This is a genomic window from Rhizobium sp. Root1220, from assembly GCF_001426265.1.
Classification (GTDB): domain Bacteria; phylum Pseudomonadota; class Alphaproteobacteria; order Rhizobiales; family Rhizobiaceae; genus Rhizobium.
This window is the reverse complement of sequence record NZ_LMDG01000003.1, coordinates 72,973-92,419: the sequence shown is the minus strand read 5'-3', so window position 1 is coordinate 92,419 and position 19,447 is coordinate 72,973. Positions and strand designations below refer to the sequence as shown.

Here is a 19,447-nt window from a genome sequence, read left to right as displayed (position 1 = left end):
TTACGCTACGTTCAGAATACTTTCCGCTGCGTAAGGTTCGTAGCCCAGCGCTTCGGCGACCGGTTTATTGGTGACACGGCCCTTGTGAATATTCAGGCCGTTTCTCAAGTGTTTGTCCTCCGCGATGGCACGCAGGCCACGATCAGCAAGGGCAAGGCCATGCACCAGCGTCGCGTTGTTCAGCGCGTGCGCGGATGTGACAGGTACAGCCCCCGGCATGTTGGCGACACAGTAGTGAACAACCCCGTCCACGACGTAAGTCGGTTCGGAATGGGTCGTTGCGTGCGATGTTTCGAAGCAGCCGCCCTGATCGATGGCGACGTCGACGATGACCGCGCCCTGCTTCATGCCGGTCAACATTTCGCGGGTCACCAATTTCGGAGCGGCGGCACCGGGGATCAGCACGGCGCCGATCACCAGATCGGCGGCGAAGATTTCCTCTTCGAGCGCCTGGATGCCGGAATAACGTGTATGGACGCGACCGCCAAAAAGATCGTCGAGCTGGCGCAGGCGAGGCAGTGATTTGTCGAGGATGCTGACATCGGCGCCGAGGCCGACCGCGATCTTTGCGGCGTGCAGGCCGACGACCCCGCCGCCGATGACCGCGACCTTTGCCGGCAAGACGCCCGGGACGCCGCCGAGCAGGACACCAAGGCCGCCATTGGCCTTCTGAAGTGCGGTTGCGCCCGCCTGAATCGACAAACGGCCGGCGACCTCCGACATCGGTGCCAGCAACGGCAGTCCGCCACGATCATCGGTAACCGTTTCATAAGCGATTGCGGTCACACCGGACGCAAGAAGTCCCTTCGTCTGCTCTGGATCGGGTGCGAGATGGAGATAGGTGTAAAGAAGCTGACCCTCACGAAGCTGCGCCCATTCCGAAGGCTGCGGCTCCTTGACCTTCACGATCATGTCGCACTTCTCGAAGATATCCTTCGCCGAGGCAGCGATCTTCGCGCCAGCAGCGGCATAGGCAGCGTCATCTGCGCCTATACCGGCGCCTGCCTTGGTTTCGACCCAGACCTCGTGGCCGTGGGCAACGTATTCGCGGACGGATCCAGGTGTCAGTCCGACACGATATTCATGGTTCTTGATTTCCTTCGGGCAACCGACACGCATAAGCGTTCCTCTCAATTTTATGTCCGCCTGGCGGAGCGTTTGAATACGGAAATCCAAGCACCAAGGCCGCGAAATGTCCTTGCAAAGAACGTTTGCCGACGGACTGTTTTTCGCAGATTATTGCAAAATCTGGAAAACTATCGAAAGTTATTCGAATGTCAGGACTCGACGCCATCGATCATGCGATTCTCAAGGCACTTCAGACAAATGCGCGCATGACCAACGCAGATCTAGCAGCAAAGGCCGGCCTTTCGGCCTCGGCCTGCTCCCGGCGTCTCGATATCCTCGAAAAGAACGGCGTGATCAGCGGTTATCACGCCCATATCTCGCACAAGGCGCTGGACTACAAGATGGTTGCCGTGGTGCACATTTCACTCTCAGGCCAGTTTGCCAAAACACTCTCAGAATTCGAGGCGGCGGTGAAACGATGCCCAAACGTTCTTGTCTGTTACCTGATGTCCGGCGAGTACGATTACATCCTGCGGGTGGCGGCGCGAGATCTCGAAGATTATGAGCGTATCCATCGCGACTGGCTGTCAGCCCTCCCACACGTCGTGAAAATCAATTCGAGCTTCGCCCTGCGGGAAGTCATCGACAGGCCGAATGTCGGCCTGTAACCGTGCAGCAAAAATGGCCGCAAATTTCAGCGTTGCGCTGCGAGGTTTCGATGGAATGCCGGAGACCGTTTCGATAAGACGAAGCTATGAAATCGAAAACCCGCGGCTATATTTTCGTTCTTCTGGCGATCACCATCTTTTCCTTGCAGGACGGTATCTCGAAGCATTTGGCGACCAACTACCCGCCAATTTTCGTGACGATGATCCGCTATTGGGCGTTCGCGTTCTTCACAATTCTACTTGCATCCAGAATGCGCGGCGGGCTTAGGGCGACGGCGCGCACCCAAAGGCCGCTTCTGCAAATCGTTCGCGGCGTGCTGCTTGCCGCCCAGGTCGTCGTCGCCATCAGTTGCTTCGCGATCATCGGTCTCGCCCATTCGCAGGCGATCTTCTCTGCCACGCCCATCCTCATCGCCCTGCTCTCAATGCCGCTTCTCGGCGAACGAGTCGGTTGGCGGCGATGGACGGCAATCGGCGCCGGGCTTGCGGGAGTCCTTCTGATCCTCAAGCCCGAGGGCGGCTTTTTTGACCTCAAGCTGCTGCTGGCAATCTTCTCCTGCTTTCTCTTCGCCTTCTACGTGATCGCAACGCGCCTCGTCAGCAGGGACGATTCGGCGATGACGAGCTTTTTCTACACCGGTGTCGTGGGTGCTGTTGCCATGACGCTCGTCGGCCCGTTCTACTGGACCTGGATGTCCGGGTGGGACTGGGGATGGATGGGGCTCGTCTGCGCCACCAGCATATCGAGCCACTATTTCCTGATCCGTGCCTACGACATGCTTGATGCGGCAGCGGTTCAGCCACTGACCTACCTACAGCTCGTCTACGCCTCGATCATAGGCGTTACTATCTACGGTGAAACACTTAGCCCGAGTACGATCATCGGCTCGGCGGTCGTCGTCGCGGCTGGCATCTTCACCGTATGGCGCGAGCATGTCGTCGCGCGCAGGTCCGATTTACGACTTGCATCCCAATAGTCTTGAGCAAGTGTTATTAAAGCATTTTCAACGTTCCAGCTGTAGACTCCCCCGACATGTTCTGGTGGAGCGTAACATGCAGCGTAATTTGAACATCATTACTCGCAAGGCCGAACGTAAGGGTTGCCGCATCTTTGGCAAAGTCCGCTATCTCACCAAGGAAGTAGACGCCCGCATCCTCGATATGTCGCTTACCGGAATGGCAGTCGAAATCAGGTCGCCGCTCCATGCGGCATCGGGTAGCCGCGTGCAAATTCTTGCCGACGATCTCGGCACCTTGCAGGGTATCATCCGCTGGAGTCACAACGGCCGATTGGGCATTCAGTTCGATCCCAATTCCAATGCCCAGGCCCAGGTCGCTTCCTATTTCCGCTTCTTCCACAAGGAAGTCCGTCCGGTTCTGTCGCGGTAGTCTTCTTGTAATCTTGGGGCTTTACTCCTTCGCAAATCACCCTAGTCTCCCCCTCGGGCCGGGCGGTAGGTGATTTTCGAAGGAGTTTTAATGTCTTCCATTCTCGATTTGCCGCCGGTGACCCGGCGCTCGTTGCTTGGCGGAATTGCCGCCACATCCGCCTTGGTGCTGCTTCACCCTTTCACCGCACGAGCGGCGACCAATCAGGCGCATCTGCGACTGATGGAGACGACCGATATACACGTCAACGTCTTCCCTTACGACTACTATGCAGACAAGCCGAACGATACGATGGGTCTGGCGCGCACGGCGACGATCATCGACAACATTCGCGCCGAAGCCGCCAACTCGCTTCTGATCGACAATGGCGACGTCCTGCAGGGCAATCCCATGGGCGACTACATGGCCTATCAGCGTGGCATGAAGGATGGCGACGTCCACCCGGTCATCAAGGCAATGAACACGCTTGATTACACGGTGGGTACGCTCGGAAACCATGAATTCAACTACGGCCTCGACTTCATGTTCAAGGTCCTGAACGGCGCGAACTTCCCCTTTGTCTGTGCCAACCTGACGAAGGGCCAGCTTGCCTCCAACCCCAGGAATGACGATCTCTTCTTCAAGCCCTACATCATCGTCGAGAAGACGATCAAGGACGGCGCCGGCAACGAGAGCCAGGTGAAGATCGGCTTTATCGGCTTCGTGCCGCCACAGATCATGCTTTGGGACATCAAGAACCTCGAAGGCAAGGCGCAGACGCGCGATATCGTCGAAGCCGCCGCGGCATGGGTTCCGGCAATGAAGGAGGACGGCGCCGATATCGTCATCGCGCTTTCTCACTCCGGCATCGACGGCGCCGCCCCTTCGGAGAAGATGGAGAATGCTTCTCTACACCTTGCCGCGGTTGATGGTATCGATGCGATCTTTACCGGCCATCAGCATCTGGTCTTCCCGGGACCAAAGACCTGGGACGGCATTCAGAACGCCGATCCAGTCAAGGGTACGCTGCACGGCAAGCCGGCCGTCATGGCCGGCTTCTGGGGCTCGCATCTCGGTCTGATCGACCTGCTGCTGGAGAAGGACGGCAAGAGCTGGAAGATCGTCGACTTCACATCGGAAGCGCGGCCGATCTACCATCGTGACGAAAAGAAGAAGGTGGTTGCCGACGTCGCAGACAAGAAGGAAGTCGTCGAGGCGGCCAAGGCGGAACACGAGGCAACGCTTGCTTACGTGCGCACGCCGGTCGGCAAGACATCCGCGCCTCTCTATTCCTACTTCGCACTTGTCGCCGACGATCCGTCCGTACAGATCGTGTCTCAGGCACAGACCTGGTACATCAAGCAGATGCTCGCGGATACCGAATTCAAGGATCTGCCAGTGCTATCCGCTGCCGCTCCGTTCAAGGCAGGTGGCCGTGGCGGCGCAGACTACTACACCGACGTACCGGCAGGCGACATTGCCATCAAGAACGTCGCCGACCTGTACCTCTACCCGAACACAGTGCAGGCGGTGGTCATCACGGGCGAGCAAGTCAAGAACTGGCTGGAAATGTCGTCGGGCATGTTCAACGAGGTTAAACCCGGTACCAAGGACGCTGAACTGCTCAACGTCGCGTTCCCATCGTACAATTTTGACGTGATCGATGGGGTCACCTACCAGATCGACCTCTCGCAGCCACGCAAATACGACGATGACGGGAAGGCGATCAATGCCGATGCAAACCGGATCCAGAAGCTGGAGTTCGACGGCAAGCCGATCGATCCGAAGCAAAAATTCGTAGTCGTCACAAACAATTATCGTGCCGGGGGCGGCGGGAAGTTTCCAGACATCGCGGCGGACAAGGTTGTCTTCCAGGCTCCGGATACGAACCGGGACGTTATCGTGCGCTACATCCATGAACAGGGCACAATCAACCCCGCGGCAGACGGTAACTGGACGTTTGCGCCGCTGCCGGGGACGAGCGCGGTTTTCCAGAGCGGACCGAAAGCCAAGCAATTTCTCGCAGATGTAAAAAGCGTCAAGATCGAAGACGCTGGCGAGGGTGCCGAAGGCTTCGCGAAGTTCCGCCTCGTGCTCTGACATCCAGAACCGGCGAGGCGGCGACGCCTCGCCTATTCCGCAGCGATTGACAAATCTGGTGGAAGCAGTTCGGCAATCTGTGCCGTAAAATCGGCCTGGCTGGGGCATAGGGAAAGCCTGGATCGAAATGCATCGATCATCCATGTCGCCGCCGGCCCTGGCGGGCTGGCGATCCTTCGCATGGCGTAGATCGGATACTCACCCTGTTCATAGGCCTGGAGATCGAGATGCACCAGCGCGCCGCTTTTCAGATCACCGTGAATGAGCGAGGCCGGAAGGCCGCCCCAGCCAAGCCCGCCGCGAATAAGCGAATGCTTGGTGGCAATATCGCTGACCCGCCAGGTTTTGTAGGAAAGAACATTGAAGTCGCGGCCCTTGGTCAGGCCTGACGCGTCGGTCACGACGAGCTGGGTTTCCTCGCGCACATCGGCAAGCATCAATGGTCTGCTTATCTTCGCCAGCGGATGATCGCGCGAAGCGACCGGCATCATAAACGAATGGCCAATGCGTTCCGCCACAAGCGAATCGCTCTGCTTCAACATGGCGCCGCCAATGCCGATCGTGGCGTTGCCGGTGGACACGAGGTCCATTACCACTCCAAGCTCTCCAACTGTCAGGCTGAGAGCAACCGAAGGGAACCTCTCGCCAAACTCGTGTAGCACTTCGACCACCGCCTGAGACGGGACCATCACGCTTATTGCGACAACGACTTCAGCTTCCAGTCCTTCCTTCAAACCCTTGACGCGCGCGCGCATGACCTCGAGATCGGAGACAAGGCGCCGCGCGTCTTCCAGCATGGCCTTGCCCGCGTCCGTCAGCTTCGGTTGCCTCGCCCCCGAACGTTCGAACAGCGGCACTTCCAGCTGGGTTTCCAGATTGGCAATCGTGTAGCTGATCACTGATTGAGCGCGATTGAGCGCACGCGACGCGGCTGAGAAACTGCCCGTTTCAGCCACCGTCAGGAAAACTTGAAGCTGGTCTAATGTCGGGTTCGGAAGCATCGCCATCTAATCCATCGATAATTTCGATCTAGATTATCCCAGTTTTTTCGATGGCAGGCCAGACCTATTTTTCTCTCGAACGGCGATCCGTGGTTCCCGACACGAACCGTCAAAACCCAATTCAAGAGGAAATACAACAATGTCGTCCATTCTGCTCCTGACGTCCAGCCCCCGCTCTGAGTCACTTTCGACCACCATCGCTGCCGATCTCGCTGACAAGCTCAAGTCCCAGCAAACTGGCAGCGTGATCGTCCGCCGCGATCTGGCCGCCAACCCGCTGCCGCACATCGATGACCTCTTCACTGCAGCCATCCGCAAGCCGGCCGATGCACGCACGGCCGAAGAATCAGCCGCTGTCAAAACCTCGGACACGCTGGTGGACGAACTGCTTGCCGCCGATACCGTTGTCATCGGCACCGGCATGATCAACTTCAACATCTACTCGTCGCTGAAGACCTGGATCGATAACGTCGCGCGCGCCGGTCTCACCTTCAAGTACACGGAAAGCGGCCCGGTCGGCCTTGCAACTGGCAAGAAGGTCTATGTCGTTCTCGCATCCGGTGGCGTGTACTCTCAGGGCCCGGCAGCCGGCATGAACCATGCCGTACCGTACCTTAAGTCGGTGCTCGGCTTCCTCGGCATCACCGATGTCGAAACCATCTACGTCGAAGGCCTCGCCTTCGGCCCAGAAGCTGCTGAAAAGGCAATCGGCGCCGCCAAGGCCCGCGCCGAGGAAATCGCCCTCGCCGCCTAGTTCAAGTCGCTAGTCAAGTTTGAGACGGCCGGTTCTCCACCGGCCGTTTTTCATTTTGTGCCGAATTCAGTGACGAAGCTTTTTACAGTTTCGAGTATTTCGGTGGAGAATGCCTCGTCGTCGGCGATCCTTGCGAGGCCAACGGCCCCGCTCATCAAACAGGTTGCGATGATCGCCTTGCGACGCGCATCAGCGTCATCGTCCGCCTTTATGCGGGCCTGCATATTTGCCAGATTGGCTTTCATCTGATCGGTCGCCATTGACCGTCCCTTGTCGCCCCCGCGCGCTATATCCGCCGTGAGCGCCGCGAACGGACAGCCTGCGCTGGTGTCGTCACGATGCGTTTGGCTTAGATAGTTCGCTGCATATTCGGGTAACGGTATTTCCGCTGGCGCCCGGCCCGCGGATCGGACCTTCTCCTCCCAGGCTCCGAAGGCCAACTGCATTGCTTCGGCAACGAGCTCATCCCGGGAGGAAAAATGCTTGTAGAAGCCGCCGACCGTCAGCCCCGCCTCCTTCATCAGATCGGCCACCCCCACGCCATCGAGACCTTTCTCCCGCAGACGCCTTGAGGCGATCTCCACGATCTTCTCATGCGTCTTGCGCTTGTCCACCTGTGAATGACCCATCAGAAACTTCCCCAAACGGCCGCTTGACTCATCAGGATTATAAACGTAATCCTTTCTGGATAGCGATCATAATCCATATCGCGCTTATTTCCAATAGGAGTCATCCAGTGCGTCTGAAAAACAAAATCGCCCTGATCACGGGTGGAAACAGTGGCATCGGCCTTGCGACCGCGAAACTGTTCATCGCGGAAGGGGCGCGTGTCGCCATCACCGGCCGTAACGCCAAGACGCTTGCCGAGGCGGTGGAGACGCTTGGCAACGGCACACTCGCGCTACAGGTCGACATTAATGACGTCGCAGCCACAGAGAAGGCTTTCTCCGAGGCGGCCGAAAAGCTCGGCAAGTTTGACGTCGTTTTCGCCAACGCAGGCATCGCGGGGCAGACACCACTCGGCGCAACGACGCTTGAGCAATTCGAAGCGGTCGTGCGCACCAATTTCACGTCGGTCTTTTTCACTGTGCAGGCCGCACTCCCGCACCTGAACGACAATGCGTCGGTCATTCTGAACGGCTCTGTGCATGCAGTCCTCGGCGTGCCGGGCTACTCGGCCTATGCCGGCACGAAGGGGGCGACGCGCGCCATGACCCGCAATCTTGCCTCCGAACTGGCTCCGCGCGGCATCCGCGTCAACCAAGTAACCCCGGGCGGCACACGGACACCCATCTGGGCCGCCTCGGCCCCGACCCAGGATGCGATGAGCGCGCTTGAGAACCGCATCGGCAGCCTCAGTGCGCTCGGGCGCATGAGCGAAGCCGACGAGATCGCCAAGGCGGCGCTCTATTTCGCTTCCGACGATTCGCTGAATGTCACAGGCATCGAGATCACGGTCGACGGCGGCGCCACGGGTGCGCCATCCGGCGCCAAAATCTTCCGCACAGCGTGAGCCTCAACCCGCAATGACGAGACCGGAGCGGCCGACAACGCAGTTGCGGCCGCTTTTCTTTGCCTGATAGAGACGATTGTCGGCTGCAGTCAAGACGCTCTGGAAGCTGGCGCCGTCCTCATCGGCGGTTGCAACGCCGATACTTACAGTCACCGGCGTGCCGTCGGGCGTCCTGACGCTCGTCGCGATGGTCCAGCGCAGGCGTTCGGCAAAGAGCAATCCCTCGTCGTGATCCGTGCCGGGGCAAACAGCCACAAATTCCTCGCCGCCAAAACGGAATATCCGATCAGACGAACGCAAGATATTGCCCAGGCGCTTGGTGATCGCCTTCAGCACCTCGTCGCCCTGCAAATGACCAAACTGGTCGTTAACGTCCTTGAAGTGGTCGGCATCGAGGATCACGACGGTAGCGAACTGCCCCAGCCGCAACGATTCGCGGATCATGACCGGCGCTTCCATCTCCATGCGAGCACGATCATAGACGCCAGTCAGCACGTCGCGGCCCGTGCGTTCCAGCAGGTCGTTGTAGCGCTCCCGAAACGTCAGATCACTGAATACGTCGCTGATCGAGCGGGCACCTGTAGCAACTCTGCCGCGGCGGACATAGACCTGATAGATAGCAAAGAGGACGGTGTAGACACCAACGGCGAACATCTTTGCCCGCCAGCCATCCCAGAAGGCTGAGAGCGGCACATCGAGAAAATAATAGAGCGCTCCGAAAAAGCCGACCTGGTCGAAGGTCAGGAGGACGAGGCCACAGATCATAAAACGCCAGATGACCTTGCGCTTCAGGAAACGTCCGAGCCGCTCATAGAGCAGGATGATCCCTAGCGAGTCGAGATAGAGGAGCGCCGTCCCCCAGACCATAAGCCACCCCATTTCCCTGAGGAAATTAAGGTCGGCAGCGTGGCCGGGCGACAGTTCGATGGTCAGGTGCAGCTGCAATATCCAGGCTATGGCGACGGTCAAAAGATTGCCGACAAGCAGGCCGTAGATCGGCTGACGCACCGTAGCCGCATCTTCCTGCAGGTAGAGCATCAGGATCATCATCAGCTTGCCGGCGAAGAAGACCGACGATCCGGGCGACGCAACGCCGAAGGGCAACGCGACGTAAAACGACGCCGCGAGATAGGTCTCCATGAAATGCATGACGCCAAGCGCCGTCAGGAAAACACCGAGACCGAGGCGGTGGCGAAAATGCAGCAGCGTCACCATCAGAGTGAAATAGCCGACTGCTTCGACCACGAACAACAGCAGATTGAAGGCTTCCATCAGGTCCTCCACTCTGTCAGCTCACTCCACAATACGATCCGCAAGCGATCCGGATCACCGGAAACGGGCACACGATGATCACCGCCACATGCGGCGGCGATCATGGTCGTTGGTATTGCTATGGAGTGAAGCACGAGGCGGTCCTGCAGATCTGCTACTGCCAAGATTCGCTACAATCTTTAAGATTGCGTGAGCAAATGTCGTCGCGGACCGGACACTGACGCTGTTCGTGGGCGAAATCGGCTCAGACCTGTCGCATCCTAGCGCCATCACCGAACAGCGAAGAGCCATTCTGATCGATGATCTGCTGCGCCTTTCGCACCGTGCATTCCATGGCGTCGTCGGAGGAGGAAAACATATCGGCACGGATAAAATTGCGCACGAGAACCTCGTCCCCGACCGTCTTCTCAATCCGACCCGCCAGACGGTACTGACCACCTTCCTTCTGCGGCTCGGCATATATGGCGCAATCGCCATACAGCTGCGGCTCAGACGGAACGCCGCCTGATACGGCAGCTGATTTTTCACTGCCGGAGAACATTGAGAAGATGCTGGAGAAGATCGAAGCCATGTTTCGCCTTTATCACGCTGGTACGCGCCAGAAAAGTTAAATGATCAGGTTTGCGAGGATCTCGTTCTCAGTGATGTCCTCAAACCCGATACCCGATTTTTCGAAGTTCTCAACCAGAGCCGCGAAACTCTCGGGTGCCTTGCTTTCGATCCCGATCAGCACCGAGCCGAAGTTGCGCGCCGTCTTCTTCAGGTATTCGAAGCGAGCGATATCGTCGTCCGGTCCTAGCAGGTTCAAAAAATCGCGGAGCGCTCCGGGCCGCTGCGGCATCCGCAGGATAAAATACTTCTTCAGGCCAGCATAGCGCATTGCCCGCTCCTTCACATCCGGGAGGCGCTCGAAGTCGAAGTTTCCCCCGGATACAACAGCCACGATCGTCTTGCCCCTGACGGTGTCCGGATCCATCGCTGCGATCGCTGTCAGCGACAATGCTCCCGCGGGCTCAAGAACGACGCCTTCGACGTTGAGCATCTCACTGATCGTCACGCAGATCGCGTTTTCCGGCATCAGCATAACCTGATCGGCCGAAAAATCCTTCAGCGCAGCAAAGTTCAGGTCGCCTATCCTTGCCACGGCGGCCCCGTCGACGAAATTGTCAACCTTGGGAAGTGTCACCACCTGCCCCGCCTCGATGCTGCGGCGAAGGCTCGGCGCGCCCGCCGGCTCCGTGAAGACGAAGCCCGACCGAGGTACGATGCCATCGAGGTAACCGGTGATGCCGGCCGCCAGGCCACCCCCGCCAACCGGCAGCACCATCATGTCAGGCACGGTGCCTTCGGGGAGCTGCTGCATGATCTCCGCGGCGACGGTCGCCTGGCCCTCGATGATGTCAACGTGATCGAAAGGCGGCACCATGACGCCGCTGATCGCGGCAACGTGGTCGCGCGCCGCCTGATAGCATTGATCGAAGAAGTCGCCGGTCAGCTTGATGGTGATGAACTCCGCGCCGAACATGCGGGTCTTGTCGATCTTTTGCTGCGGCGTCGTCACCGGCATGAAGACGATGCCGTGAACGCCGAAGTGGCGGCACACGAAAGCAAACCCCTGCGCGTGATTACCGGCCGAGGCGCAAACGAAGGTCCTGTCGCCAGCGCCTTCGGCGATCGCCTTGCGAAAGAAATTGAAGGCGCCGCGTATCTTGTAGGAGCGCACAGGCGAAAGATCCTCGCGCTTCAGCCAGATATCGGCAGCGTAGCGGGCGGAAAGATGCTCGTTAAGCTGAAGCGGTGTCGCCGGAAAAAGGCTGCGGATTGCCTCTTCGGCGGTTTCGACATCCTGTCTGGTCACGGTCGTTCGTCCACTCCTGTTGCACTTCCGCTATGGCATAGGCGCGAAAGGGAAAGAAGCCCATTCGTGAAGCATATGGTTCGACCGCGGAACGCTTTTTCTCAAGTTAGTCGGCGACCTCTGGCGATAATATCGTCGGGCGCTGTCAATTTTTGAACGCCAACGCTACCATCGTACGATGAACACAAGCAAATTCGCCAAACCGATCGCATGGTTTCTGCTTGCCGGGCTCGTTTTCATGACCGTCTCGCCGATCGGAATGCGACCGCACACCGTTACCTCGGTCAATCTCGACCGTGTACTTGCCTATGTCGCCGTCGGGGTTGCTTTTTCGCTCGCCTACCCGAGGCGCTGGCTAACGGTCATATTGTCTCTCATCGTTGGCGCAATCGCGATCGAATACCTGCAGTATCTGTCACCGACCCGGCATCCACGTTTTCACGACGCGCTCGTGAAGGCGATCGGTGCATCCCTCGGGGGCATTGCTGGCTGCATATTCAACAAGGTCGTCCTGCCGAAGCTCGAGCGATAGCACCTGTAAGCTACCCCGGCACGTCAAGGAGTGCTCGGTGATTGAGGTGTGATCGGCTCAGCCGCGCAGCTGCCGGTAACGTTTCGGACCACGGTCCGGAACTGGCCAAAGCTTCAGTGTTCACGCCCTGAGAGGACGGAAGGCACAGCGCACCTCGGCACAGAACAGGTCGGCCTGCTCCCACGCCGCGAAATGCCCGCCTTCATCAACCTCGTTGTAGTAGATCAGATTGCTGTAAGCGCGTTCCACCCAGCCTCTGGGAGGCCTGTAGACCTCTCCCGGGAAAATTGTCACTGCCGCCGGGATCGTGATCGGAATGAGCTTCACTGCGTGGGCAGTGTTTTCCCAATATATCCGGGCACTGGACGTGGCTGACTCGGTAAGCCAATACAGTGTGATGTTGTCGAGGATATCGTCTTCGGGGATCGATGCCTCGGGGTCGCCGCGTGTAAAGACCCAGTCAGCCAACTTGTCGTACAGCCACGCCGCCAATCCCGTCGGTGAGTCGCTCAGGCCGTAGCCGATTGTCTGCGGCCGGGTTCCCATGATCGCCGCATATCCGAACCCTTGGTTCAGGAACTCCCTTATCTGGTCGAACACCGCCTTCTCCTGGCTGCTCAGGCTTGGTGGCGCCGGTTCACCGCTCTTCAATGCCTTGGCGACTTCCGGCGGAACTGTTGTCGCACGCTCGATCCGGTTCACGTGAATGCCCAGAAGACTGGCCGGCGCTTGTCGCGCCATGGCGTCAGAAATGATCGCACCCCAATCCCCGCCTTGGGAAACATAGGATTCGTAGCCCAGACGCTTCATAAGTGTGTCCCAGGCACGGCCGATGCGGTCCGGGTTCCAGCCTGTGCCCTGTGGCTTTTCAGAAAAGCCGAATCCCGGAATTGATGGAAGCACGAGATCAAAGGCGTCATTAGGGCTTCCCCCGTAAGCCGTGGGGTCGGTAAGCGGGCCGACGATGACAAACTCGAAAATTGAACCTGGCCAGCCGTGCGTCATGACCAGCGGCATGGCGTTCGGGTGGCGTGATCTGACATGGATAAAATGAATATCCAGTCCATCGATGTTCGTCATAAACTGGGGCAACGCGTTTAGCTTCGCCTCGGCCTTGCGCCAGTCGTAGCCATTTGCCCACCGCGTCACCAGTCGCCGTAGCCGTGTGAGTTGCACACCCTGAGAACGATCCCTCACTGTCTCTTGCTCGGGAAATCGCGTCAGAACAAGACGGCGATGGAGATCGTCGAGCGCTTCCTGTGGTATGGCGACGCGAAATGGCCGGACATCGGCGGTCGGCGCCTGCGAAGCGGCAGCCAAAGTCGGCTTGATCACAGGCAGCGCCGCGGCTACCGCTCCACCGAGAAGCAGTGCCCGGCGCGTGAGTTTCGAAGTTCTGTCGATCTGTCGCGTTGTCATTTTCACACCTCCCCGGTTCTCAACGGCTATTCGGCTGGCTCAACCAGCGTCGCCCCTTTTCTAACCACATAGGTGGCAAGCTCGGATGCCTTGCCATCACCGACGTTCCTTGCCAGATGAGCGACGCCGTCCGGAATGAACAAGGAATCGCCGGCCTTGAGCGCGACCGGCTTTTTGCCTTCGAGCTGGTACTCGATCGTGCCCTCAAGGACGTAAGCGATCTCCTCGCCGGGGTGCCGATGCTTGATCGAGACCGCGCCAGGGTCGAAGTCGACGCGCACCTGCACAGCCTCGTGTCCCGGGGCGCTTATGTCACTTTTGACAAGATCCGTGCGGTGGAGCTGTGGTTGCTGCGCGTACACAGGCTGCAGCGAAAGCGAGATGGCCGTGGCGAGCACGGCTGCTGCCATCATTCGTTTCATGTTCATATCACTTTTCCTCCGTTAGACCGACAAGGGTCGGATTTGAAAACCGCCTCATGAATGTCATGAGGGTCGACCGTCCTGCGTGTTGGCTGGTCTGCCGATTCCCGATTTGTCGAAAAGCGGCGCTGCCAAAGCCGACCCGGTCTCGCTGGCTGCTACAAGTGCAATTCAATCAACCGCGTGTATCGGCGGTGTGTCGGCGCGGGTGGCATTTTGTAAGCAGATGTAGCATCCGGCCCTTGAGCCCGACGGCATGTCCTGGCCTGGCTAAGTGGTGAGACGGAAGCGAGGTGAGATCGGCTGCGGATCAAAACGTGGTGCGTTCAATATGCTTGAAATGGTGCGGGCGGCGGGGCTTGAACCCGCAAGGCCGAGGCCGAGGCATTTTAAGTGCCTTGAGTTTACCAATTTCTCCACGCCCGCTCGCGAGCCTTCTACAAGAGATATTCGAGGGCGGTCAATCCAGTCGATAGCGAACCGTGGTCCGACGCGCTTGCAATGATGCGACACCGACCCCCGGGACAATCTCCCTTTATTATCATCTTTGAATATGCTTCTATGCGCCCGTCAAAAACGCCGCGGTTGGGCGGCGCGCAGTTGGTAAAGCTTGTCTTGTGGGAGTAAGCCGATGGTTTACGATTGGGACGGTGCACGCTCGCGGCGCCTAAAGCTGTTTCGAACCGGCACCGCATTGATGATCGCACTTGCGATTTTCGGCATTCCGCTTGTGTTTTATGCCAGGCTTCAGGGCGTTTAGGGCTGAGCGCACCAAAGCAACCGATGCAGATGGGAAAAACGAAGAAGCGCGGCCACAGGACCGCGCTCCGGAAACTCGTGCAGAAGTCGTCGCTTAGGCTAGCTTTGCAGCAATCTTGGCGACATGTGCTCCTTGATACTTGGCAGCTTCCAGCTCGACTGCGGAAGGTTGGCGCGAGCCGTCGCCGTCGGTGATCGTGGACGCGCCGTAGGGCGAGCCACCCTTGATTTCGTCAACACCCATCTGGCCCTGGAACGCATAGGGAAGACCGGCAACGACCATACCCTGATGCAGAAAGGTCGGAATGAAGCCGAGAATGGTCGATTCCTGCCCACCGTGCTGCGTAGCGGACGACGTGAACACCGAGCCGACCTTGCCGACAAGCTTGCCCGCGAACCAGAGACCACCGGTCTGATCCCAGAAGTTGCGCATCTGCGAGGCGACCGTGCCGAAGCGCGTGCCCGCACCAACGATGATCGCATCGTATTCTGCCAGTTCGTCCGGCGTAGCGACCGGGGCTGCCTGATCCACCTTGAAGTGCGAAGCCTTGGCGACGTCCTCCGGAACCAGCTCCGGCACGCGCTTGACAACGACGTCCGCGCCGGTCGATTTTGCGCCTTCGGCGACAGCATATGCCATGGTCTCGATGTGACCGTAGGACGAATAGTAGAGTACCAGAACCTTAGCCATTTTCGCAGTTTCCCTTTTCTGTGGTGCGGCCGGCGCCGTCTTCGGCGCGCCGGATAGAATCCGTTTGATAAACTCGGATATCATAAAGAATGCCTCGTAACGCATGGTGCGTCTAACCACTACGCTAGCCGACGGAGACGTATGCAGCCAGCCATTGCCGCGGAAACGGACTGTTCATTCACAGTGAACGATTTTCCGCTTGCATTCACTTTTCCGTAGACCACTGCATGGACTTCCCGTCTGTCCTATTTGGTATAAGTTCCAAGACGAGCGAACAGGAAGACAGAGACCTCCCAAATGACCCAACAGATTGTGACGGCGGCCATGCTTGCAATTGGCGACGAGCTTCTTTCCGGCCGCACCAAGGACAAGAATATCGGCCACCTCGCCGACATGCTGCTTTTAGCGGCTATCGACCTCAAGGAGGTACGCATCGTCGGCGACGAAGAGAATGCTATCGTCGAAGCCCTAAATGCATTGCGCGCCAAGTACGACTACATCTTTACCTCGGGTGGCATCGGCCCGACGCATGACGACATCACTGCCGACGCGGTTTCGAAAGCCTTCGATCGTCCCTGCGAATACAACGCCGATGCCATGACCTTGCTAGGCGAGATGTACCAGCGTCGCGAGATGGATTTCACCGACGCCCGCAAGCGGATGGCCCGAATGCCGGAGGGCGCAGCCCTTATTCCCAACAAGGTCTCCACGGCGCCCGGGTTCGTGATCGGCAATGTCCACGTCATGGCAGGTGTGCCCCAGGTTTTTCAGGCGATGGTCGATGCCGTCATTCCGACCCTCCGAACCGGCACGCCCGTACTCTCGGTGGCAATCTCCTGCCCCTTCGGCGAGGGCGATATCGGAACACCGCTCGCGGCAATTCAGAAAGAGCACCCGGAGACGAGCATCGGCTCCTATCCACGCTACGTCGACCAGGTCTTCTCGACCGAAATCGTCGTCCGCGGCCGGTCCCGGGAGGCCGTCGATGCTGCAGCCGTGCTTGTCCGGGAAATGATAGAAACCATCCGCAGAGAAAAGGAGACCGCCAAGAATCGTTAAGCCGAAGCCCAGCGACATTTATCTTACGCCAGGCCGTCTTATGATCTGCGTCAAGGAACCTGCGCTGGCACTGGCGCATTCTTTGTCCCGCGCAAGCTGATTTCATCCGCGCAAGGAGAAATGATTATGTCTTTCAAGACCATACTTGCCATTCTTGATACCGCCGATAACTGCACTGCCGTTTCCGATTTTGCCTTTGCCATCGCTGCTCAGAACAATGCCCACGTCATTGGACTTCATGCAGAAACAGTCGCAGTCGTCCCCCTCGTGGCGCCGATGGAAATTCCGGATCCGGTCGCTGTCCAGGCGTTGCAGGACATGGCGCACGCGGAGACGGTGGAGGTCGAGCGCATCTTCCGCAGGAAGGCGCAGACAGAGGGAATTTCCTTCGAGTGGCGCAGCTTTTCCTCCTCAGCTGGCTACGGCTCAGCGCCGCTGATCGAAAGCGCTCGCAGCGCCGACCTTCTCATTGCCTCGCAGGCTGATCCGGCAAGGCCCTCGGACAGCCACGTCGATGTTGACAATTTCCTCTTCGAAAGCGGCAGGCCCGTCCTGCTCATCCCCTTCATACTGCGCCAGCCGAAACCGATTAAGCGCGTGCTGGTCGCCTGGAACGGCTCAAAAGAGGCCGCGCGTGCGACCTTCGATGCTTTGCCGATATTGCAGGCAGCGGACGAGGTCGAAGTATTTTCCGTCGACCCCGTCGACAATGCGCTGCAATCGGCAGCCGTTGCGGGAGCCGATATTGCCGCCACACTCGCCCGCCACGGTGTTAAGGCCACGCTCGCCACCGCTACGACCACCGACAGGAACATTTCCGCGGTCATCGAGAACCGCCTGTCCGACAGCAGCATCGACTTGCTGGTAATGGGGGCTTACACGCATTCGCGCTTGTGGCAGATGATTTTCGGCGGCACGACGAAGTCGCTGTTGCAGTCCATGACGGCATTGACGCTGCTGTCGCGATAAGGATGGCGAGGGGCTTGCGTTTTCGGCCCAAATTCCGCTAATTGCGGCGACCAGTGGCTGGCTACGGCTCGGTCCTCCTCTCGCGCAGTTCCGGCTGCGCGATTTGCGTTCCGCCGATGCCTGTCCGGCCGCCAGCAAACGGCGCGTCACAATTTCCTGCCGCGGAGCAAACGATGTCCCTTCCAGATAAAGCCTTTCCCGTATCCTGGGATCAATTCCACCGTGATGCGCGCGCGCTCGCCTGGCGGCTGGCCGGCCTCAAGCGCGATTTCAAGGCGATCGTTTGCATCACACGCGGCGGCCTGGTGCCTGCTGCGATCATTTCACGCGAGTTGAATATCCGAATGATCGAAACGGTTTGCATCGCTTCCTACCACGACTACGCAAATCAGGGCGACATGATGCTCCTGAAGGGCATCGCAGCCGAACTGATGGTTGACGGCGGCGAAGCCGTTCTGGTTGTCGATGACCTGACCGATACGGGCAAGACGGCCTCCGAAGTGCGCACGATGCTGCCGAAGGCGCATTTCGCATGCGTCTACGCCAAGCCGCAGGGCGTTCCGACGATCGACACTTTTGTCACCGAGGTCAGCCAGGACACCTGGATCTATTTTCCATGGGACATGGGTTTCACCTACCAGGAGCCAATCGCCAAGGGTGGACGCGGCTGAACGGACCGGCTCGGCGAATCGTCGCCGCGACGACAATTTTAAATTGTGAAAATCTTTGTTTAACTAAACCCAGGGAATTCGCTGTCGGGCTTCTGCCTGAAGCCTTATTCTGGCAGAGCAGTCTGGCTGGCATCGACTGCGTCCGAACGGCTGCCACGCCAGGGCACAATCGCGGGCGCGATGTTGGAATGACTATGATGCGTTTGGGGCATGGCGGCACAATAGCGGCATTTGGGCTGTGGCTCTGCCTATTCCCTTCCGCGGGCGCGGCGGAGCCTGCGTATGTGGCGGTCGTGCGGGCGTATGTCGACAAACTCGTGAAGCCGATGGTCGACACGCCTCTCGTCCGCAGGTCGATAGAAGACCAGAACGTCAAGTTCGGCAATGTCAGTGAGATGGACATACGGGTACTGGACGACACCTATCGCGCGGAGGCGCAGTCCGGCCAGGGGCAGATGATGAGACGTCTCCTCGCCAAGCCGGTCTCGCTGTACCTCAAATCGCGGCAAGATGATTCGCAGGGCGCGATCGTCGAACTTTTCGTGACCGATCGACACGGTCTCAATGTCGGCCAGAGCACAGTGACCGCCGACTACTGGCAGGGTGACGAAGACAAGTTTCTGAAAACATTCGCAAAGCACTCCAACGAGATATTCATCGACCGGGCCGAGCGCGACGATCAAACGCAACGGCTTGAAACCCAGGCAAGTTTCGTGATCAAGGATGACGGCGGAAAACCCATCGGCACAGCCACCGTGACGATCGCAATCGACGCGTTATGAGCCAGTTCGGCTCCAACGAATCGACCTGCCTATTTGCGCACTGAAAGCTATTGCCAAAACAACGCGGTGGTTGATTTTCTTCTCTTTTTGACGCTTAGCGGATGAATGTCGGCACAACCCATTGAAATTCCTAGATGACTTTCTTTTCCCCACTCTCCACAGGCCGATCCACAACATCTTGTGGTGAACGCTTCGTTAAAAACAAACTCTTGACGGAATCGCCTGTTTGAAACTTAATGGAGTCCGATGTTGCGGCGGCAGCTGGACCGGAGATAACGAGCCCGGTTCTTATCATAAATCGAGCGTAGAATCAGGGCGTTGCATCCATGATGGGCAAGCGCCACGAGGGTTTTTGTGCGCGGTTTTTGGCCACCAAAAAATAATGTCGGGGGCTGGCAATAAGAAGCTGTTAATACTATATTTAGTGTTTGCAGCCACCATCACCACAAGATACAGGATAAACATCTCCGGATGACACTCCTGTGACGGTACGGAAAAGAGAACTGGCTGCGCCCCTACCGGCGCTGCCGGAGGTGGAAAC

20 protein-coding genes, 1 tRNA gene and 1 pseudogene are annotated in these 19,447 nt (G+C 58.4%); 12 read left to right on the top strand and 10 right to left on the bottom strand.

Annotated elements, in window-relative coordinates; all coding sequences use genetic code 11:
- A complete protein-coding gene (ald, locus tag ASC90_RS04470; protein WP_056535947.1) occupies positions 1-1,119 on the bottom strand; it encodes an alanine dehydrogenase in 1,119 nt (372 codons plus the stop codon).
- A gap of 155 nt (positions 1,120-1,274) precedes the next feature.
- Between ald and ASC90_RS04465 the strand changes: the two genes are divergently transcribed.
- The 4 genes and pseudogenes from ASC90_RS04465 (at position 1,275) to ASC90_RS04450 (ending at position 5,204) form a co-directional block, all read left to right on the top strand.
- Positions 1,275-1,736, top strand: a complete 462-nt coding sequence (locus ASC90_RS04465) for an Lrp/AsnC family transcriptional regulator (protein ID WP_056535944.1) — start codon at positions 1,275-1,277, stop codon at positions 1,734-1,736.
- A gap of 86 nt (positions 1,737-1,822) precedes the next feature.
- Positions 1,823-2,713: a DMT family transporter gene (locus ASC90_RS04460; protein WP_056535942.1), complete on the top strand. Its 891-nt coding sequence runs from the start codon at positions 1,823-1,825 to the stop codon at positions 2,711-2,713.
- A 76-nt stretch (positions 2,714-2,789) separates the two neighbouring features.
- Positions 2,790-3,119 (top strand): annotated as a pseudogene (locus ASC90_RS04455) (PilZ domain-containing protein); the annotation flags it as partial.
- Between the two features lie 96 nt (positions 3,120-3,215).
- Positions 3,216-5,204 (top strand): bifunctional 2',3'-cyclic-nucleotide 2'-phosphodiesterase/3'-nucleotidase, encoded by a 1,989-nt coding sequence (locus ASC90_RS04450; RefSeq protein ID WP_056535936.1) that lies wholly within the window; start codon positions 3,216-3,218, stop codon positions 5,202-5,204.
- Between the two features lie 32 nt (positions 5,205-5,236).
- Here ASC90_RS04450 and ASC90_RS04445 read toward each other — a convergent pair whose 3' ends face one another.
- Positions 5,237-6,205, bottom strand: coding sequence for a LysR family transcriptional regulator (locus ASC90_RS04445; protein WP_056536180.1), 969 nt, complete (start codon positions 6,203-6,205; stop codon positions 5,237-5,239).
- Positions 6,206-6,344: 139 nt separating this feature from the next.
- Here ASC90_RS04445 and ASC90_RS04440 point away from each other — a divergent pair, with 139 nt between their 5' ends.
- Entirely contained in the window at positions 6,345-6,959 is a 615-nt protein-coding gene (locus ASC90_RS04440) for an FMN-dependent NADH-azoreductase (protein ID WP_056535933.1), read from the top strand.
- Positions 6,960-7,009: 50 nt separating this feature from the next.
- Here ASC90_RS04440 and ASC90_RS04435 read toward each other — a convergent pair whose 3' ends face one another.
- Positions 7,010-7,588, bottom strand: coding sequence for a TetR/AcrR family transcriptional regulator (locus ASC90_RS04435; protein WP_056535930.1), 579 nt, complete (start codon positions 7,586-7,588; stop codon positions 7,010-7,012).
- Between the two features lie 107 nt (positions 7,589-7,695).
- Here ASC90_RS04435 and ASC90_RS04430 point away from each other — a divergent pair, with 107 nt between their 5' ends.
- Entirely contained in the window at positions 7,696-8,472 is a 777-nt protein-coding gene (locus ASC90_RS04430) for an SDR family oxidoreductase (RefSeq protein WP_056535927.1), read from the top strand.
- Between the two features lie 3 nt (positions 8,473-8,475).
- Here the strand turns inward: ASC90_RS04430 and ASC90_RS04425 are convergent, their stop codons facing one another.
- From ASC90_RS04425 to ilvA, 3 genes are all read right to left on the bottom strand, one after another.
- Positions 8,476-9,747 carry a GGDEF domain-containing protein gene (locus tag ASC90_RS04425; protein WP_200950840.1) on the bottom strand — a complete coding sequence of 424 codons (1,272 nt, stop codon included), beginning with the start codon at positions 9,745-9,747 and terminating at the stop codon, positions 8,476-8,478.
- A gap of 241 nt (positions 9,748-9,988) precedes the next feature.
- Positions 9,989-10,315 (bottom strand): HlyU family transcriptional regulator, encoded by a 327-nt coding sequence (locus tag ASC90_RS04420; protein WP_056535921.1) that lies wholly within the window; start codon positions 10,313-10,315, stop codon positions 9,989-9,991.
- A 36-nt stretch (positions 10,316-10,351) separates the two neighbouring features.
- Complete coding sequence (ilvA, locus tag ASC90_RS04415) at positions 10,352-11,602, bottom strand: threonine ammonia-lyase (protein WP_056535918.1); 1,251 nt, start codon at positions 11,600-11,602, stop codon at positions 10,352-10,354.
- A gap of 178 nt (positions 11,603-11,780) precedes the next feature.
- Between ilvA and ASC90_RS04410 the strand changes: the two genes are divergently transcribed.
- Positions 11,781-12,134: a VanZ family protein gene (locus ASC90_RS04410; RefSeq protein ID WP_056535915.1), complete on the top strand. Its 354-nt coding sequence runs from the start codon at positions 11,781-11,783 to the stop codon at positions 12,132-12,134.
- Between the two features lie 120 nt (positions 12,135-12,254).
- Here ASC90_RS04410 and ASC90_RS04405 read toward each other — a convergent pair whose 3' ends face one another.
- From ASC90_RS04405 to ASC90_RS04395, 3 genes are all read right to left on the bottom strand, one after another.
- The gene (locus ASC90_RS04405) at positions 12,255-13,553 is read right to left on the bottom strand and encodes an epoxide hydrolase family protein (RefSeq protein WP_056535912.1); all 1,299 of its coding nucleotides are present in this window, start codon (positions 13,551-13,553) and stop codon (positions 12,255-12,257) included.
- Between the two features lie 26 nt (positions 13,554-13,579).
- Entirely contained in the window at positions 13,580-13,981 is a 402-nt protein-coding gene (locus ASC90_RS04400; protein WP_056535910.1) for a cupin domain-containing protein, read from the bottom strand.
- Positions 13,982-14,316: 335 nt separating this feature from the next.
- A tRNA-Leu gene (locus ASC90_RS04395) sits at positions 14,317-14,401 on the bottom strand.
- 205 nt (positions 14,402-14,606) lie between these two features.
- On the opposite strand from ASC90_RS04395, the gene ASC90_RS30215 reads away from it, so the two are divergent.
- Entirely contained in the window at positions 14,607-14,735 is a 129-nt protein-coding gene (locus ASC90_RS30215; protein WP_280138304.1) for a hypothetical protein, read from the top strand.
- A gap of 93 nt (positions 14,736-14,828) precedes the next feature.
- On the opposite strand, the gene wrbA is transcribed toward ASC90_RS30215, so the two are convergent.
- Complete coding sequence (wrbA, locus tag ASC90_RS04390; RefSeq protein WP_056536177.1) at positions 14,829-15,425, bottom strand: NAD(P)H:quinone oxidoreductase type IV; 597 nt, start codon at positions 15,423-15,425, stop codon at positions 14,829-14,831.
- A gap of 297 nt (positions 15,426-15,722) precedes the next feature.
- Here wrbA and ASC90_RS04385 point away from each other — a divergent pair, with 297 nt between their 5' ends.
- From ASC90_RS04385 to ASC90_RS04370, 4 genes are all read left to right on the top strand, one after another.
- The gene (locus tag ASC90_RS04385) at positions 15,723-16,484 is read left to right on the top strand and encodes a competence/damage-inducible protein A (RefSeq protein ID WP_056535907.1); all 762 of its coding nucleotides are present in this window, start codon (positions 15,723-15,725) and stop codon (positions 16,482-16,484) included.
- Positions 16,485-16,610: 126 nt separating this feature from the next.
- The gene (locus ASC90_RS04380) at positions 16,611-17,453 is read left to right on the top strand and encodes a universal stress protein (RefSeq protein WP_056535904.1); all 843 of its coding nucleotides are present in this window, start codon (positions 16,611-16,613) and stop codon (positions 17,451-17,453) included.
- Between the two features lie 173 nt (positions 17,454-17,626).
- On the top strand, positions 17,627-18,124 hold the full coding sequence (gpt, locus tag ASC90_RS04375) for a xanthine phosphoribosyltransferase (protein WP_056535901.1): 498 nt from the start codon (positions 17,627-17,629) through the stop codon (positions 18,122-18,124).
- A 194-nt stretch (positions 18,125-18,318) separates the two neighbouring features.
- Entirely contained in the window at positions 18,319-18,906 is a 588-nt protein-coding gene (locus ASC90_RS04370) for a hypothetical protein (protein WP_056535899.1), read from the top strand.
- Positions 18,907-19,447: the final 541 nt, after the last annotated feature.

What these genes read in the sequence shown, in the direction of transcription:
- ASC90_RS04410 (WP_056535915.1), top strand. Translation starts at nt 11,781, where the DNA reads ATGAACACAAGCAAATTCGCCAAACCGATCGCATGGTTTCTGCTTGCC.
- ASC90_RS04385 (WP_056535907.1), top strand. Translation starts at nt 15,723, where the DNA reads ATGACCCAACAGATTGTGACGGCGGCCATGCTTGCAATTGGCGACGAG.
- ASC90_RS04440 (WP_056535933.1), top strand. Translation starts at nt 6,345, where the DNA reads ATGTCGTCCATTCTGCTCCTGACGTCCAGCCCCCGCTCTGAGTCACTT.
- ASC90_RS04420 (WP_056535921.1), bottom strand. Translation starts at nt 10,315, where the DNA reads ATGGCTTCGATCTTCTCCAGCATCTTCTCAATGTTCTCCGGCAGTGAA.
- ASC90_RS04380 (WP_056535904.1), top strand. Translation starts at nt 16,611, where the DNA reads ATGTCTTTCAAGACCATACTTGCCATTCTTGATACCGCCGATAACTGC.
- gpt (WP_056535901.1), top strand. Translation starts at nt 17,627, where the DNA reads ATGTCCCTTCCAGATAAAGCCTTTCCCGTATCCTGGGATCAATTCCAC.
- wrbA (WP_056536177.1), bottom strand. Translation starts at nt 15,425, where the DNA reads ATGGCTAAGGTTCTGGTACTCTACTATTCGTCCTACGGTCACATCGAG.
- ASC90_RS04465 (WP_056535944.1), top strand. Translation starts at nt 1,275, where the DNA reads ATGTCAGGACTCGACGCCATCGATCATGCGATTCTCAAGGCACTTCAG.
- ASC90_RS04450 (WP_056535936.1), top strand. Translation starts at nt 3,216, where the DNA reads ATGTCTTCCATTCTCGATTTGCCGCCGGTGACCCGGCGCTCGTTGCTT.
- ASC90_RS04460 (WP_056535942.1), top strand. Translation starts at nt 1,823, where the DNA reads ATGAAATCGAAAACCCGCGGCTATATTTTCGTTCTTCTGGCGATCACC.
- ASC90_RS30215 (WP_280138304.1), top strand. Translation starts at nt 14,607, where the DNA reads ATGGTTTACGATTGGGACGGTGCACGCTCGCGGCGCCTAAAGCTGTTT.
- ASC90_RS04370 (WP_056535899.1), top strand. Translation starts at nt 18,319, where the DNA reads ATGATGCGTTTGGGGCATGGCGGCACAATAGCGGCATTTGGGCTGTGG.
- ASC90_RS04445 (WP_056536180.1), bottom strand. Translation starts at nt 6,205, where the DNA reads ATGCTTCCGAACCCGACATTAGACCAGCTTCAAGTTTTCCTGACGGTG.
- ald (WP_056535947.1), bottom strand. Translation starts at nt 1,119, where the DNA reads ATGCGTGTCGGTTGCCCGAAGGAAATCAAGAACCATGAATATCGTGTC.
- ASC90_RS04405 (WP_056535912.1), bottom strand. Translation starts at nt 13,553, where the DNA reads ATGACAACGCGACAGATCGACAGAACTTCGAAACTCACGCGCCGGGCA.
- ASC90_RS04435 (WP_056535930.1), bottom strand. Translation starts at nt 7,588, where the DNA reads ATGGGTCATTCACAGGTGGACAAGCGCAAGACGCATGAGAAGATCGTG.
- ASC90_RS04400 (WP_056535910.1), bottom strand. Translation starts at nt 13,981, where the DNA reads ATGAACATGAAACGAATGATGGCAGCAGCCGTGCTCGCCACGGCCATC.